A 14423-nucleotide genomic window follows, 5' to 3' on the forward strand; every position below is an offset into this window, starting at 1 on the left:
TGGACGCCAAGTCGGTCAAAGACGCCGTCAAGGGCCGCCTGACGGGACGAGAGATTCAAGTCCTCCTGGCCCGACGGGATCTCGTCCTGAAGGAGATCGAGGGCCTCATCCGCGAGCGCGGCGAGGCCGCCGTGCTCTACTGAACCGGCGGAGAACCGGGCGGCGATGGAGCCGCTGTCTTAGGCTTGCGCCGGAAGAAGCGCTTCATGAGCAGGGTCAGGACAAGCAGGGGGCCGAAAGCGGCGGCTCCCATCGCGGCGAAGCCGATGTTCTTGCCCTTGATCATCTCCAATCCCCAGCCGAACTGATCTTCGTTGATGAGATAGGTCCAGGTCGACGACGGCCCCTTGAGACGCTCGATGCCGGCCGCCTCGTTTCCGGCGGACCCGACGATCGCGGCCGTGTCGGCGGCCGTCGACGCCGCGATCCGTTCGCGCAAGGCCAGGAACTCGGCCGTGGCCTGCTTGCGGAACTCGTCGATCGGCGTCCGCCCGCCCAGGCTGACCAAGTGGATGCTCTCGCGGGTATCCTGGACCCAGGCCAGGTGATCGGCCCAGGCCCGGTCGAGATGATAGAGCGCCGCCCGGCTCTCGATCGCGGCCAAGGCGGCCGGGCCGAGGCGGGCGACCGCACCGCGGAAGAGCTCGGGATCCCGTTCGCCGAAGAGACCGAGCGGCCAAGCCTCCTCCCCCGCCTCGGCCCGCAGGAGGGCGTCCCGCCGATCGTGAAGAATCCGCCTCTGCATCTCGATCAGGGTCGAATATTTGGTCAGTTGCCGCCGGATGTCGAAGTTCTGGCCCTCGATGACCCGCTGGGCATGCTCGATCTCCCGCCGGATGGGGCCGGTCCCGATCTCCTCGTCCCGCGGCTCGATCCGGTGCCGGGCCCGAAAGACCTTGGTCAAACCGTAGCGATCGAAAAGATCGTCCTCTAGGCTGATGAAGAACCGGGTTCCACCCGGGTCGCCCTGGCGCCCGGCGCGGCCGCGCAGCTGGCGGTCGATGCGCAGGCTTTCGTGGCGGTTGGTCCCGATGACATAGAGGCCGCCCAGGGCCGTGACCTCGGCATGCCGCCGCTCATCCGCGCCGCCGAGCCGGATATCGATGCCCCTCCCGGCCATGTTGGTGGAGATCGTCACCGATCCCGGAAGGCCCGCGTCGGCGATGACGGCGGCTTCATGCTCGTCATTGCGGGCGTTGAGGATGGCGCAGCCCACACCCCCCGCCCGCAGATCGGCGGCCAATTCCTCGGACTCCTTGACCGAGGCCGTGCCGACCAGGATGGGACGGCCCGCGGCGTGGGCGGAGGCGATCTCGCGGACCAAGGCCAGCCGCTTGGCTTGGCGGTGGGAAAAGACCGCGTCGGGGACGTCGATCCGGCAGCTCGGAACGTGGGGCGGCACGATCAAAGTGGGCAGACCGTAGAACTCATGGAACTCGGCCGCCGCGGGTCGGGCCGTGGCGGTCATCCCCGCCAGCCGCGGGTAAAGCCGGAAGAAATGCTGCAGCGTGATCTGACCGAGAATGCGCCCTTCGGTCTTGCGCTTCAGCCCCTCCTTGGCCTCAACGGCCGCCTGCAGGCCGTCCGGCCAATGCCGCTTCTCCACGACCCGCCCGGTGAACTCGTCGATGATGGCGATCCGCCCGTCGCGGACGATGTAATCGATATCGCGCCGCAGCAGACTTTCGGCGTGCAGGGCGCAGTAGACGGCCTCGAGAAGGGACTGGTTGCCCTCCCCATAGAGGTCGGAAACGCCGAGGGCAGCCTCGGCCGCCGCGATACCGGCGTCGGTCAGGAAGATGTTGCGATGTTCGTCGTCGGTCTCGAAATCGCGGCCCGGGACGAGCCGGCGAACGACGGCCGCAAGCCTCGCCGCGTCCCAGACCGCCCGATCTTCGGCCCCCGAGATGACGAGGGGGATGCGGGCTTCGTCGACCAGAATGGAATCGGCCTCGTCGACGAGAGCGAAGCGAAACGAGCGGTGGACCAGGCCGGCGGGAGTCTCCGCGATCCGATCGCGGAGAAAGTCGAAGCCCGCCTCCTTGGCCGTGGCGTAGGTGATGTCGCAGCCGTAAGCCTCGCGCTTAGCGCCCGGCTCCATGCCTTCCTGGACACAGCTGACCGACAGTCCGAGGAACCGAAAAGCCGGGCCCATCCAAGCCGCGTCCCGTCGGGCCAGATAGTCGTTGAAGGTCAGGACATGGACGCCGCCGCCGGAGAGGGCATGGAGAAAGGCGGGGAATACGGCGGCCAGGGTCTTGCCCTCCCCCGTCGGCAGCTCGGCCAGACGGCCGCGGGCCATGGCCAAGCCGGCGATCATCTGGACGTCGAAGGGATCGAGGCCGAGCGTCCTGTGGGAGGCTTCGCGAACGAGGGCGAAGGCTTCGATCTCGAAGTCGGTCGGCGGGAGCGTCTCGGCGAACAACGGCTCGGGAGCCTCGAGGGCCTGGGCCCGGAGGCGGGCCGCCCTCGCCTGCAGCTCCCCGTCGGCTTCCCGGCGCAGGTCGAGCGCCTTGATCCGGGAAACGGCTTCGAGGTATGGGGAAAGATCCGTTTCCACGGGATTCCCGACGATCCGGTCGTAGGCTTTTTTGGCGCCCTTCAGGCGGCGACGTTCATTAGCTTGTTTCGGCATGCGTGACCTCCAGGAGAGTAGGGTGGAGAAGAAAAAGAGGAGGTCAGCGCGAAGGCGGGGCGCGCGAAGAGAGAAGGCGGGGCGCCGAGGGGACGGCGGCGGCGGCGGCGAAACCGGGCCGGAAATCCACCGCGATCAGCAGAACGACGAGCGCCAGGACAAACAGCAGCGGCAGCAGAAGCGGCGGCGCCAAGACGGCGAGGAAGATAAAGCCGGCCAGCAAAGCCCAGCCCATGGAAGAGCCTTTGAGTCCGGCCGGCGCGCGCCAATCGCTGATCATGAGGGTAGAAGATAGGCCCCCGGAGGCCGAAAGTCAAATCCGGCTATGCCCCATCGACGAGAAAACTTATATCTTAAGACCTGACCCCTATCGGAAATTGGTCTCGGGGACAGGAGCGTTGGCCAATATTTTTTCGATGCGGGCCATAACCTCCCCGGTCAGGAGCGGGACGACATCGAGCGCCTTCATGTTTTCCACGACCTGCTCGGCTCTGGAGGCGCCGGTGATCACCGAGCTGACCCGAGGATTCTTCAGGCACCAGGCGATGGCGAGCTGAGACATGGGTACGCCCAGCTCGCCGGCGATGCGGGCCAGCTTGCGGACTTTGGCCGTCTTCGCCACGGCCTCCGGTCCCTCGAACCGCTTCTTCAGCCAGCCGTAGCCGCGCAGGGTGAGACGGCACCCCTCGGGAATGCCCTTCAAGTATTTGCCGCTCAGAAAGCCGCTGTTCAAAGGGCTCCAGGTCGTGGTCCCCAACCCGTAGTCGTCGTAAAGCGGGCTGAGCTCTTTTTCCACGAATTCCCGGACGAACATATTGTATTGCGGCTGTTCCATGGTCGGCGGAACGAGATGTTCGCGGCGGGCGATCTCGTAGGCCGTCCGGATCTGCTCGGCGTTCCATTCGCTCGTACCCCAGTAGTGGGCCTTGCCGCGATCCACGAGATGGGACATAGCCCGTACGGTCTCCTCGATCGGCGTCTCCCGGTCGGGCCGGTGGCAGAACAGGAGGTCGACATAGTCCATCTGGAGTCGGCGGAGCGACGCCTCCGTCCCCTCGAGGATATGCTTGCGCGACAGGCCGGTATCGTTCGGGCCGCCGCCGCCCCAAAAGATCTTGGTCGAGACGACCAAATCGGACCGCTTCCAGCCGAAGCGGCGGATGAGGACGCCCAGCATCGTCTCGGCCCGTCCGCCGGCGTAGCCCTCGGCCGTATCGAAGAAGTTGACGCCTGCGTCGTAGGCGGCTTTTAGGCAGGCAGCCCCCCCCGCTTCATCGATCTGTTCGCCGAAGGTGACCCAAGTCCCGAAAGAGAGGGCCGAAACTTTGAGGCCCGAACGGCCGAGATGGCGGTATTCCATGGCTGGATTCCTTTCGCCTTCTCCGGAGAAGAAGGCCGGCCCTATTATACAGGATCATCTCCTATCTCCGGGAAATGAACGCGGACAAGGGTATCGACCAACGGCGAAATTGCGAGGCCGGCGCCTTTTTCCACAACTCTCTGAGGGAACCTGGCTCCGGCCAGGCGCCGAGGGCTGTTTGAGCACGCGACCATCTATCGGAATAAACCCGCTCGATACCACGGGCTAAAGCCCGGGGTATTAACAGGGTTAATACTGAGCGGCGCTTTATCCCCCGATTTGAAAATCGGGGTTAGAGCGCCGCGAACGTATCGAAATGGAGTGGGGAGGCCGCCAAGACCGGGCGATCTGGAATGCGGAGTTCCGCCCTCGCGGGAACCGTCGAAGCGACGTCCCAACGAGGGCTGCGAAGCGCTGAGGCGCCGAAGAGAGCTGTGGGAAAAGGCGAGAAGAGGCCGAAGCCGCCGGGCCGATACCTTTGGCCGCGTTTCCCGGAGATGAAAGGTGAACCACTATATGCGGGGGCCGGGTCGGCGCGGCGCAGCGCTTGACAGGCCGAGCCCTCTGCCATATGAATGGATCGTCAAGTCCGGAACCGGAGGAGGCGCGCCCATGATCGTCCGCAAAATCGCCGTCGCTCTCGCGGCGGGCGCCTCGCTCCTGGTTGCGGGAGCTTGCCGCAAGGCCTCTCGGCCGGAACCGGCGGCCAAGACCGAATCGGCCGAGGTCGTGATCGACGATGCGTTTGTCCGAATCCACATGCCCGAGTATCCCCAGGCCGTGCTCTTCAAGTCCGAGCACCTGACGCTGTTCGCAGCCGACAAACCCGAGGAGAGGCGCCTGACCGAGGAGAGCGGAGGCGTGTATCTCCTGCGGGGGGATTTCAACGGCAACGGCAAGCCCGAGATCGCCCTGGCCGGATTGGGAAGCCTGGAGCCGATCGACGGGGACTACAAGGGATTCGTGCTGATCCTGGAAATGGACGGCGGTGCCTGGAAGACCGTCGGCATCGAGCGGTTTCCCAAAGCCGTCAAGCCCGTCGGCGGGGCCGAGAACCTCCGCAACCTCTTGCTCAAGAACCTGGGGGACGGGGAAATCCAGGTCGGATTCGCCGCCCGCACGGACTTCGTCGGCTTCATGGTCTGGAAGGGTTCGCGCTACGTTTACACCATGCCCGATTGATACATTCGCGGCGCCAAACCCCGATCTGCAAATCGGGTTATAAGCGCCGCTCAGTATTAGCCCTATAAATACCCGGGCTTCAGCCCGGGATATCGAGCGGGCTTAAAAGGAGCGTTTGATGAAAAAAAAGATCCTGATCGCTTGTGTGGCCGCCACTTTGGTGCTAGGGTCTCTCGCCGCCTGCAAAAAGGGCGAGGAGAAGCCCGCCGGCACGCCGATCGCCGATCTCATCGCCGCCGGCAAAGCCCCGATCGAGGCGGGCGCCATGAGCAAGGGCATCAGCCCGGTGGCGCCGACGTTCACGATGGCGGTGACCAACCTGTCCAGTTCCCCGATCTCGGCCATCGGGGGCACGGTCATCTTCTTCGACACCGAGGGCAAAGCCCTGCCCGACACCATCGCGGACGCCGGCTACGCCGACATCTCGCCCATTCCGCCCGGAGGGAAGATCGAGCTCCAGATCATGACCCCGAACGAGAAGGCGGTCACGGGCAAATGGATTCTCAAGGACGTCCTTTACGAGAAGGCCAACCCGATGGGGAAAGAATACGGCACCCTCCCCTTCAAGTGGACCAACCCCGGCTATGCCGCCGCCCTGGAGGCCGAGAAGGCCAAGTAGCCGGAGCCGGCCGTCGGCCGGCCCGGGTCAGAACATCCGGGCCGGGACGGCGGGATCGAAGAACTTGCGCGGCAGCTTTTCATCGCGCATGGCCGCGTTGTAGACAAAGGCGGCCATGATCGTCGCCGATTGCATCAGATCGCCCCGCGAGGCGTGATCGTAGACGTCCATGTTCGAATGGTGGGTCAGCGCGTCGTATTCCAGCTCGTCCTGGATGAACTGGAATCCGGGCAAGCCGACGCCGTCGAACGACAAGTGGTCGGTGCCGCTGGTGTTGCGGGCCGTCACCGTGGCCGCTCCCAAATCGCGGAACGGCTGCAGCCAGGCCTCGAAGATGGGCATGACCAATAGATTGCTCTGGGCGTACACGCCCAAAATCTTGCCGCTGCCGTTGTCGTAATTGAAGTAGGCCGCCAAGCGATCGTACTCGGGCTTCTTTTCTTTCTTGGCTCGGTCATAGAAGTGGTTTCCGACGTACTGCCGGGAGCCGATCAGGCCCTGCTCCTCGGCGTCCCACATCGCCACCCGGATCGTCCGGCGGGGCTGGACTCCGAGCGCCTTGAGAATGCGCAAGGCTTCCAGCGCCACGGCGCAGCCGGAGCCGTCATCCGTAGCCCCGGTGCCGGAATGCCAGGTGTCGAAGTGGCCGCCCAGCATGACGATCTCGTCTTTAAGCTTCTTGTCCGTCCCCGGGATCTCGGCCACGATATTGTAGCCTTGAGTATCCGCGTCGGTAAATTCGGCCTGGACCTCGATCTCCAGGCTGACCGGGACTTTCTTCTGGAGGATGCGGACCATCCGGTTGTAGGACTCGGCCGCCACAACGACCGAGGGCGCCACCGGAACCGCCCCGACCATCTGGGAGCCGCCGGAGGCGACGAAGACCGTGCCGTCCGTGCCGCGGCTGGTCTCCAGGACGACGGCCGCGCCCTCCTCGCGCACCAGCTTGATCGTCGCGGCCTGGACCTGCTGCCGGACCATCATCTCCCCCATCCGGTTCGCATAGGCCGCTTCGCCGCCCGGCTCCGGAGCCAGAACCAAGCCCTTCAGGTCGGCTTCGCCCAGCCGTTTGGCATCGGGGCTGAATTTCAAGGCCACGGGCTGTTCGGGCTGAATGAGAACGATCCGCCCCTTGAGCTTGCCTTTGTATTTGTCGAGATCGGCGACGGTCTTGGCGTCGATCAGCACCGCCTCGCCTTTAATGACGCCGTTCGTTCCCGGAGTCCAGGCCTTGGGGAAGCCGATGAGGGGCATGTATTGGGGCGCGGTCATGGCCCCATAGAACCTCTTGAGCTGCCAGCCGCGGCCGAAAAGGCCCCACGGCTCCATCTTGGCGTTGACCAACCCGAGGTCGGTCAGGGTTTTAACGGCCCAGCGGCCGGCTTCCCGGTATTGGGGTGATTCGGAGAGCCGGGGTCCGTAGACATCGGACAGCCAGCTCAAATAGTCCATAACCTTGGACGAACTGCCCAGCCCTTCGGCCCGGATCCTCTGCATCATCGTGAGGTCCACCTTCTCCTGGGCGGAAGCCGTCACGGCGAAAAGCAGGAGCACAACCAGGGTGGAAATGACGGGCAGACGGCGGGTTCGCATCGCGTTCATCATGGACTCCTTTCACCAACTCACACGGAATGGAAGAGGCTCTTTCAATCTAATATTGCCCCGGGGGGATGTCAACGCCCGCACAGCGCCGCGTACGGGCAGCGCTCGCAGGCATCGGAACGGCGCAGGGTCGGGTCGAAAGGACGATCCGGATCAACGATCTCATCCAGCAACCGGCCTATCAGGTGCTCCGTGAGGGAGGCTCGCGAGGCCTCGAGTCTCGTCCGCTCCCCCAAAGCTCTTTCTTTCTCCGCGATCGGGGCGTCCGGCGAAGACAGGATTTTGTCCAGATCCTTCATCGTTTTGCCGCCCCCGAAAGCCGGAAATTCGATGCCCGGGCCGAGGCGGTTCCGCCCCAGCATGACGAACACGCACTGGATATTATTAGAGGCGTTCCGGGCCGGGGCGAACGGCTCGCCGTCGGCCTCGGCCAAGTCTTGGCTCTCCCCCTCGATTGTTCCCGCCAAGGCCGCCGTCGGCACCCCGGCCAAGACGAGGTGGTAGAAGGGAAGCTGAAGGCTGGCGACGTGTTCGGCCCAGGAGAGGCGATCTTCGAGGTCGAGCTTGTCAAAAGCGATCCCGAGATAGGTCGTCCGGCCCGAAGTCTTGTAATCCAGGACGAAAAGGTCGTCGCCGCGCAGCTCGAGCCGGTCGCACTTGGCGGTCAGATGAAAGCCCTCTTCTGAAAACAGGTCCCCACGCCCTTGCTTCGCCAGGGCTCGGGACGACAAAATCGCAGATTCGGTCCTGGGAAGGGATGCGGAGGTCCTTCCCCGCGGCCTCCAGACCGTCGAGGATCGGCTTCTGGTAGCCGGTCAGGAATTCGAGCAGATGGGCCCGGGTCTGGCGCTTCATCAGATAAAGCCCGCCGCTCAGGTCCGGCCCGAAGCTCTCCGCAAAGCGACGATCGATCAGAGCCTCCATCGCCGCGGCGTCGAGGGCCGCCGCGCGCAGGCGTCGCCCGACGAATCGCCCGAAGTACTCCTCCAGGATGGAGTGGACGAAGGACCCGATGTCCTTGGCCTCCATCTCCTCGCCCAATTCTTCGCGCTCCCGCAGTCCCAAAACGTACCGTCGGTGAAACTGGAGCGGGCAGCGGAGATAGGTATCGAGAGCGGTCGCCGAATAGACGAATGTCCGAAGGAAAGAGGCGGCCTCGGGACTCTTGGCCGCAGGCAGAAGCGGCGGCGTCTGCAAGGCAACCTGGTAACGAACCTTGCGGACGAGCTTCGAGGCCCGGGGCTCGCGCAGGCTCTTCTGCCGCTCCCAAATCAGCTTCTCCACGAAGCGGCTGGGCTCGCGATCCTTGGACTTGACGTAGAAAATGCGGACCCGCTCGGCTCCCCGCCGCAAAGTGTCGAGATAATATTCGACCCGGCGCTCGACGTCCCGGTAGGTAGGCAGGCCAAGAGCCCGGCGGGCGGCGAAGGGGAGCAGCGAATCGACGCGCTGGGAGGCCGGCAGGACGTCCTCGTTGAAGTCGAGGATGGCCACTTGGCGAAACGGCAGGCCCCGCGTCTCCCAGAATCCCAGGACCTGCAGGCCCCGCAAGGGCGTACCCTCGAACGGGACGGAGCCGGCGGCGATGACCTTGCGGAAGAGATTGAAGTAGCTGGCCTGGTCTTCGAACACCGTCGGCCCGAGGAGAGACCGGCCCAAGGCCTCCAGCCGGTCCATGAACGCCTCGGCGTAGGGATGGAAGAAGACGTGACGGCGGGCCGTGCTGTGGTCGTAGACGAAGGTCAGGGCCGCCCGCAGCTTGGACGCGAACTCGCGGACGTCGCGGATCGATCGGAAGGGGGCAATCAGGGCGGCATCGATCGAAGCCAGATGGGCCATGAAAGCGGCCGGGTCCGGCGCGCTTTCGACTCCGCGCGAGCGTTCGGCGACCGCGGCCCGGATGCCGGCATCGTTCGGCAATTCCTCCAGGCTCCAAAAGGCCCTGGTCCGGCGGGCGATAAGCTCGTCCTCGACGGCGTGGATCAGGACCCGGGTCAGGTCCGCCCGGCCGTTCAAATAGATATTCTTCGTATAAGGGTGAAGCAGAAACCGAAGGTAATGCGGCGCATAGACCCTTCCCTCCTCGTCGGCCGATTGGACGAGCTCGAGCAGGCGGTCGAAGAAGCCGGAAATCGGCGTCCGCGCCAAAGGATACCCGATCGAGATGTTATAGGCTTCGGCCGGCAGCGCGGCCAGGGTTTGCTGGTGGAGCGGGAACAGGGTTTCGGCGGCGGGCAGGACGATGACGCTGTGCTCGTCCAGGCCGGCCGGGTCGGCCAGGTCGGGCGCCATCGCGGCGTTAAGGGCGAAGACCTGGCCGTGGGCGTCGGGGCTCTCGACAAATTCGATGACCGCTTCCGGCGGCGCCGCCTCGACTTTCATTGCTTCGGCTATAAGCCCGGGGTCCGAGATCCCGATCCTATCCAAGGCCTCGCCGACGCCTGTCCCCGCCTGAAAGAGCAGATCGACGTTCGGCCATGCCGCCATCGCCGTCAGGATGGCGGCTTCGCCGCCCGCGATCGGGAAGAACCCGGCCAGGATGATCCGATCGATATCGGCGAACACGCCCGGCTCCAGGGCCGCGGCGACGTCGCGAAGCCGCGAGCCGGGCGTCGAGTAGCCGCGCCCGGCGAGAATCTCATAGAACCGCTCGTAGAACAGCGACAGCGACTGCAGGCGCCGGCGTGCGGCCTCGGGAACGCTCTCGTCCGACCAGCCGTCGGAGCGGGACAGGGCTTCGCCGCTGACCGAGCCGGCCGCCATCTCCTCCAGATCGCGGAACAGCCTGGTTCCGAGGGGAAAGAATTGGTCCGCGGTCAGGAAGTGTCCACCGCCCAGCCGCCCCGGCGCATCGCGATGGATTTCGAACAGGAGAGCAGCCGCATCGAGGGCGTCGATCGACTTGTCGCGCCTCCCCAGCCGCTCCCGGTAGACCCGGTCCACGAAGGCGTCCATGGAATCGATGCGCGGCGAGAGGAAGGCGCTGCCCTCGCGCTTGGCCAGGGCTTTGCGCAGGTAATACCCGGGCCGGCGCTCGGGGAAGACAACCCACTGCCCCGAGTAGTCCTTGCCCTTCGGCGTGAGGCGGGCCAGGACGGAGGCGATCAGGCCTTCCCGCGGCGAGACAATTCCAACGCTCATTCGACCGGCTCCCAGACGGCCCTGTCGATATAGGCCAGAATGCCATACACCGGCCGGCCGGGAAAGACGTCCTTGACGATGCCGATATAGCCGAGAACCTGCTCGCGATCCCCAAGGCCCGGCTCGCGGCCGGTTTTGAAGTCGATGACGTGGACCGCGTCGGGATCGACGACGACCCGGTCCATCCGGACGGACCGGCCGGCCGCGTCGCAGAAGGTGGTCTCGCGCAGGACGCGCCGGCCCGGGCGCGGCTCGAAAAAGCCGGCCGCCGGAGCCTGGCCGAAGAAAGCGGAGATCGCATCGACCAGGCCGGCCGAGTCTTCGTCGGCCTCCGGCGAGGCGCCCGCCCGGAAACGGGGGTCGATGCGGGAGGCGGCCGCGGCGGCCTCCGCCGGCCAACCCGCCGCAACATATTCGATCTCGGCCAGAATCCGATGGGCGAACTCGCCGCGCCGCCGGCTCTCCTCGTTCAGGCTCTGGCGTGGATCGGCCGCGGCGTCGAAGAATCCGGCGAGGCGCCGGAGGGGGGCCCGTTCACCCGCCGCTTCCCGATCCGGCCGCCGAATGGGGGGCAAATTCGGAGACGAGCGATATTCTCCGCCCAGGAGGTCGAACGGGAACTTGCCCCGCGGTCCCTTGACGCCGACGATATAGAGCTCGGATTCGGCCCGGGTCAGGGCCACGTAAAGCGTGTTCAGATTGTTGACCTGGTCCCGGCGGCGGGCCTCGTCATAGACGCGCTTCAGATTTTCGTCGGCTTCGGCCAGGCCTTTGTTGATCTTGAGAACCTGTACACCGGACGGCTCTTCTCCATCAACGCCGCCTTCGCTGCCCTCTCCGGCATCGAGATAGAAATCGGGCGCCTGCCATTGCTGGCCGTAAAGAAGCAGGATAACGACCGGGAACCCCAGCCCCTTGGCCTTGTGGATGGTCATGACCTTGACGGCATCGATCGTCTCCGGGACGTCGATCGTCCAGGCGTCCTTGCCCTCCTCGCCGGTAAACTCCAGGAACTCGCGCAGGTCGTTTCGTCCCCGGCCCTCGAAGCCCTTGACGGCCTCCAGGAAGCGGGTCAGCGCGGCTCCGGCCAACGGTCGCGGAAGGCGGGATAGGTCGGCGAACGTCCGGCCAGCCGACTGTCAAAAAGGAACCGCCGGCGCTCTTCAGCCGGGGCGACGTCACCTGCGGCGCGCTCGAAGGCCTCGCCCAGCAGGACAGTGGCAAAGGACAGGTCGTCGGGGGGCGAATCCAGGAAGCGGAGCATAGCCAGGATCTCTCCGATGACCTTGCGGCCGCGGATGTCCAGGCTGCTGTAGGGGACAAACGGGATGTCCCGTTCGTTGAGCCACGAGGAGATCGCGGCGACCGACTCGTTTTTGTAAGTCAGGACGGCGATGTCGGAGAAAGCATAGCCGCGGGCGCGAAGATCGCGGATAAGATCCTGAACCCGGCTTTTCTCGGGTCCGCCGTCGGCCTCGGGATCCGCGTCGCCGTCGGCATCGTGCGCCGCATCGTCGCCGCCCGCAGCCGGGCCGCCGTCCTTGTCAAGGAGGACGTATTCGACGTAACCCGCGCCTTTGTTCTCCGAGCTGGGATCCTGATGGAAATCATTCAGACCGCTGAGCTCGGCTGCTTCGCGGTATTCCTCAGGGACGTCCCGAAATCGATCTTTGACGAACGAGACCAAGGCCTCCCCGCTGCGGTAATTCAGCGGCAGCTCCTCGACCCGGGGCTCGGGGACGGAGGCGAACCGGTCGTCGCCCTTCTCGAGATTCCGCATGATCCGGAAATCGGCGTCGCGGAAGCCGTAGATGGCCTGCTTGGTGTCGCCGACGATGAACAAGCTGCCGCCCAGGCTCAAGGATTCCTCAACCAGCGGCCGCAGGTTGAGCCACTGCATGGGCGAGGTGTCCTGGAACTCGTCGATCAGGAAGTGGTGGACGCGCTCGCCCAGCCGGAAATAAATGTCGGGGACGATGCCCTCGCGGATGTAACCGGCCAATTGGCGGTACATATCTTCAAGGAAGACGACTCCTTGGGTGCGCTTGACGCGGTCGAGCGTTCCGGCCAGCGAGCGGTAAGCCCGAAGATAAGGGGTGAAAAAGTCGCGGGCATAAAGAGAGGCATATTTATTGACGGTCTTTTCGAGACCAAGCCAAGCGCCGGCCACGGCTTCCGCCGCGGGATTCTTGACCGCTTTCTTGCCTCCGGCTTTTTTCACCGGCAGCGTCTTGAAGCTCGCCCCGACGAGATCGCTGAAGCGCTTGTCGCGGATGGCCGGAAGAATCCTGGAATAGCAATGCCCTTTCGCGCTCTTTTCGAGGCCCGAGCCCTCGATGGCCGCCTCAAGCTTGTCGGCGGCGGCAGAGATCCGGACGATGACGGACTCGAGCTCGCACCCGCGGTCTTCGATCACGGGATCTCCCGCCCGCGCCGTCAGCCGGGCGTAGAATCCGGTCAGCTTTTCCAGAATCTCGGGAGTCGGGTTCCATGCATAGGTCGAGCCCTCGCCCTTATAGAGCAGGAGATAGTCCAGAATGGCGTCGAAGTCCGCAGCCTCCGGCGTGCCGGCCCGCACGTTACGCAGATGCCGGTAGAAGGCGTAGTCGATGAGCTCGGCATGCTCCAGGACGATCTCGAAGTCGGGTGGAAAGCCGAGATCGACGGCCGAGGCCTTGAAGACCGAGGCCATGAAGCCGTCGATCGTCTCGACCTGGAAATCGGCGTATTCGACCAGGATGCGCTCGATGGCCCGGCCGGCCAGCTTGGGAAACGCAGCCGCCGAGACCGGAACGACTTCGCGGAGCTGCGCGATACGCTTGGGGTTTCCGAAATAGGCTTCCTTGAGCCAATCCAGGATGCGGGCCTTCATCTCCCCGGCCGCGTTTTTGGTAAAGGTAATAGCCAAGATTCCGCCCAGGCCGGCGCTCTCGCTCTCTTCCCCCTCCGCATAATCCGGGGCCGCCAGCGCGAGCCGCAGGTAGCGGCGGGTCAGAGCGTGGGTTTTCCCGGACCCGGCCGAGGCCTTGACCAGGACGAATTCGGGGGCGGCGGGGGACATTAGGGAGGATAATATCATGATCGCCGGAACGATGGACATCCCGGCATTCCCGCCTTGCATTCGCTCCCTGGGGTGGGGTAAAAATGAACCCAATGGATACCCAGCCGATGGAGCTTAAGAAACGCTCCCGGACCGCTGCGGAAGCAAATCCAAACCAGGATTTCACATGACCCCACCCAACCCGTCCGACCGGCTTAAAACCAGCCTTTCCGTTCTCATCGCCCTGGCCGCGACGACGGCCGCCCTCGTCTCCTGGCAGGCCTCCCGCGTCGGCATCCAGGCCGCCGCGGCCGACAGCGCCGCCCTCGCGGCGGGTTTGGACGAAGCCTCGACCGAGTTTTGGATCTCGGCCGACATCTTTTCCAACCTGACCGACGCCCGCGAGTTCCTGGTTCACCGCGAGAACGCCAAGGCCATCAACGAGGAATACCTCCACAATCCCAACGTCCCGGCCCATTGGCAGTACGAGTGGCAGTCCGAGATGATCCGGGCCCGGGCTCGCCGCGCCCAGCTTTTCACAGACTTTCTGAAGACCGATGGGGATCATCCCGTCTTCGAGGACCGCCGCTACCGCGAGACGACGCGGGCCCAAGCGGCCACCGAAAAAGCCGTCGATCCCACGCCCTTCCTGGCCCGGGCGACGGAGCGGCGCCAAGAAGCCCGGCGGCTCGTCGAGCTCAACGCCCTGTTCACCTTGGCCATCTTCGTTTTCACCATCGTCTTGAAGACGGACATCCGACGCAAGACCCTCTGGACGGCGGCCGGGGCCGCCTTATACCTCATCGGCGCGGGCATCGCCGTCGTCCGAATCCTCTTCTGAACA

11 protein-coding genes are annotated in these 14423 nt (G+C 64.9%); 3 read left to right on the forward strand and 8 right to left on the reverse strand.

Annotation, left to right across the window (positions count from 1 at the left end; translation table 11 throughout):
- Positions 1-136: 136 nt before the first annotated feature.
- The 3 genes from secA2 to NTZ26_15640 form a co-directional block, all read right to left on the reverse strand.
- Complete coding sequence (secA2, locus tag NTZ26_15630) at positions 137-2635, reverse strand: accessory Sec system translocase SecA2 (protein MCX6561925.1); 2499 nt, start codon at positions 2633-2635, stop codon at positions 137-139.
- A gap of 43 nt (positions 2636-2678) precedes the next feature.
- Positions 2679-2870: a hypothetical protein gene (locus NTZ26_15635; protein MCX6561926.1), complete on the reverse strand. Its 192-nt coding sequence runs from the start codon at positions 2868-2870 to the stop codon at positions 2679-2681.
- Positions 2871-3002: 132 nt separating this feature from the next.
- Positions 3003-3995 carry an aldo/keto reductase gene (locus NTZ26_15640; protein MCX6561927.1) on the reverse strand — a complete coding sequence of 331 codons (993 nt, stop codon included), beginning with the start codon at positions 3993-3995 and terminating at the stop codon, positions 3003-3005.
- Between the two features lie 612 nt (positions 3996-4607).
- Between NTZ26_15640 and NTZ26_15645 the strand changes: the two genes are divergently transcribed.
- Together NTZ26_15645 and NTZ26_15650 are read left to right on the forward strand one after the other, a co-directional pair.
- Positions 4608-5177, forward strand: coding sequence for a hypothetical protein (locus tag NTZ26_15645; GenBank protein ID MCX6561928.1), 570 nt, complete (start codon positions 4608-4610; stop codon positions 5175-5177).
- A 118-nt stretch (positions 5178-5295) separates the two neighbouring features.
- Positions 5296-5796 carry a hypothetical protein gene (locus tag NTZ26_15650; GenBank protein MCX6561929.1) on the forward strand — a complete coding sequence of 167 codons (501 nt, stop codon included), beginning with the start codon at positions 5296-5298 and terminating at the stop codon, positions 5794-5796.
- Positions 5797-5823: 27 nt separating this feature from the next.
- On the opposite strand, the gene NTZ26_15655 is transcribed toward NTZ26_15650, so the two are convergent.
- The 5 genes from NTZ26_15655 to NTZ26_15675 all read right to left on the reverse strand — a co-directional run bounded on the left by NTZ26_15655 (position 5824) and on the right by NTZ26_15675 (position 13600).
- Positions 5824-7398 carry a M20/M25/M40 family metallo-hydrolase gene (locus NTZ26_15655; protein MCX6561930.1) on the reverse strand — a complete coding sequence of 525 codons (1575 nt, stop codon included), beginning with the start codon at positions 7396-7398 and terminating at the stop codon, positions 5824-5826.
- Positions 7399-7469: 71 nt separating this feature from the next.
- Positions 7470-8066 (reverse strand): PD-(D/E)XK nuclease family protein, encoded by a 597-nt coding sequence (locus NTZ26_15660; GenBank protein ID MCX6561931.1) that lies wholly within the window; start codon positions 8064-8066, stop codon positions 7470-7472.
- Positions 7966-10539 (reverse strand): PD-(D/E)XK nuclease family protein, encoded by a 2574-nt coding sequence (locus tag NTZ26_15665; protein ID MCX6561932.1) that lies wholly within the window; start codon positions 10537-10539, stop codon positions 7966-7968. The genes NTZ26_15660 and NTZ26_15665 overlap by 101 nt, the downstream gene beginning before the upstream one ends.
- On the reverse strand, positions 10536-11630 hold the full coding sequence (locus tag NTZ26_15670; protein ID MCX6561933.1) for a hypothetical protein: 1095 nt from the start codon (positions 11628-11630) through the stop codon (positions 10536-10538). The genes NTZ26_15665 and NTZ26_15670 overlap by 4 nt, the downstream gene beginning before the upstream one ends.
- Positions 11612-13600, reverse strand: coding sequence for a UvrD-helicase domain-containing protein (locus NTZ26_15675; protein MCX6561934.1), 1989 nt, complete (start codon positions 13598-13600; stop codon positions 11612-11614). The genes NTZ26_15670 and NTZ26_15675 overlap by 19 nt, the downstream gene beginning before the upstream one ends.
- 166 nt (positions 13601-13766) lie before the next feature.
- Here NTZ26_15675 and NTZ26_15680 point away from each other — a divergent pair, with 166 nt between their 5' ends.
- The gene (locus NTZ26_15680) at positions 13767-14420 is read left to right on the forward strand and encodes a hypothetical protein (protein MCX6561935.1); all 654 of its coding nucleotides are present in this window, start codon (positions 13767-13769) and stop codon (positions 14418-14420) included.
- The last annotated feature ends 3 nt before the right edge of the window (positions 14421-14423 follow it).

The sequence above is a fragment of the Candidatus Aminicenantes bacterium genome, from assembly GCA_026393855.1.
Taxonomy (GTDB): domain Bacteria; phylum Acidobacteriota; class Aminicenantia; order Aminicenantales; family UBA4085; genus UBA4085.

Excerpts from the sequence above, each read along its gene's own strand:
- NTZ26_15655 (MCX6561930.1), bottom strand. The coding sequence starts at position 7,398 with ATGAACGCGATGCGAACCCGCCGTCTGCCCGTCATTTCCACCCTGGTT.
- NTZ26_15680 (MCX6561935.1), top strand. The coding sequence starts at position 13,767 with ATGACCCCACCCAACCCGTCCGACCGGCTTAAAACCAGCCTTTCCGTT.
- NTZ26_15640 (MCX6561927.1), bottom strand. The coding sequence starts at position 3,995 with ATGGAATACCGCCATCTCGGCCGTTCGGGCCTCAAAGTTTCGGCCCTC.
- NTZ26_15675 (MCX6561934.1), bottom strand. The coding sequence starts at position 13,600 with ATGTCCCCCGCCGCCCCCGAATTCGTCCTGGTCAAGGCCTCGGCCGGG.
- NTZ26_15650 (MCX6561929.1), top strand. The coding sequence starts at position 5,296 with ATGAAAAAAAAGATCCTGATCGCTTGTGTGGCCGCCACTTTGGTGCTA.
- NTZ26_15665 (MCX6561932.1), bottom strand. The coding sequence starts at position 10,539 with ATGAGCGTTGGAATTGTCTCGCCGCGGGAAGGCCTGATCGCCTCCGTC.
- secA2 (MCX6561925.1), bottom strand. The coding sequence starts at position 2,635 with ATGCCGAAACAAGCTAATGAACGTCGCCGCCTGAAGGGCGCCAAAAAA.
- NTZ26_15635 (MCX6561926.1), bottom strand. The coding sequence starts at position 2,870 with ATGGGCTGGGCTTTGCTGGCCGGCTTTATCTTCCTCGCCGTCTTGGCG.
- NTZ26_15645 (MCX6561928.1), top strand. The coding sequence starts at position 4,608 with ATGATCGTCCGCAAAATCGCCGTCGCTCTCGCGGCGGGCGCCTCGCTC.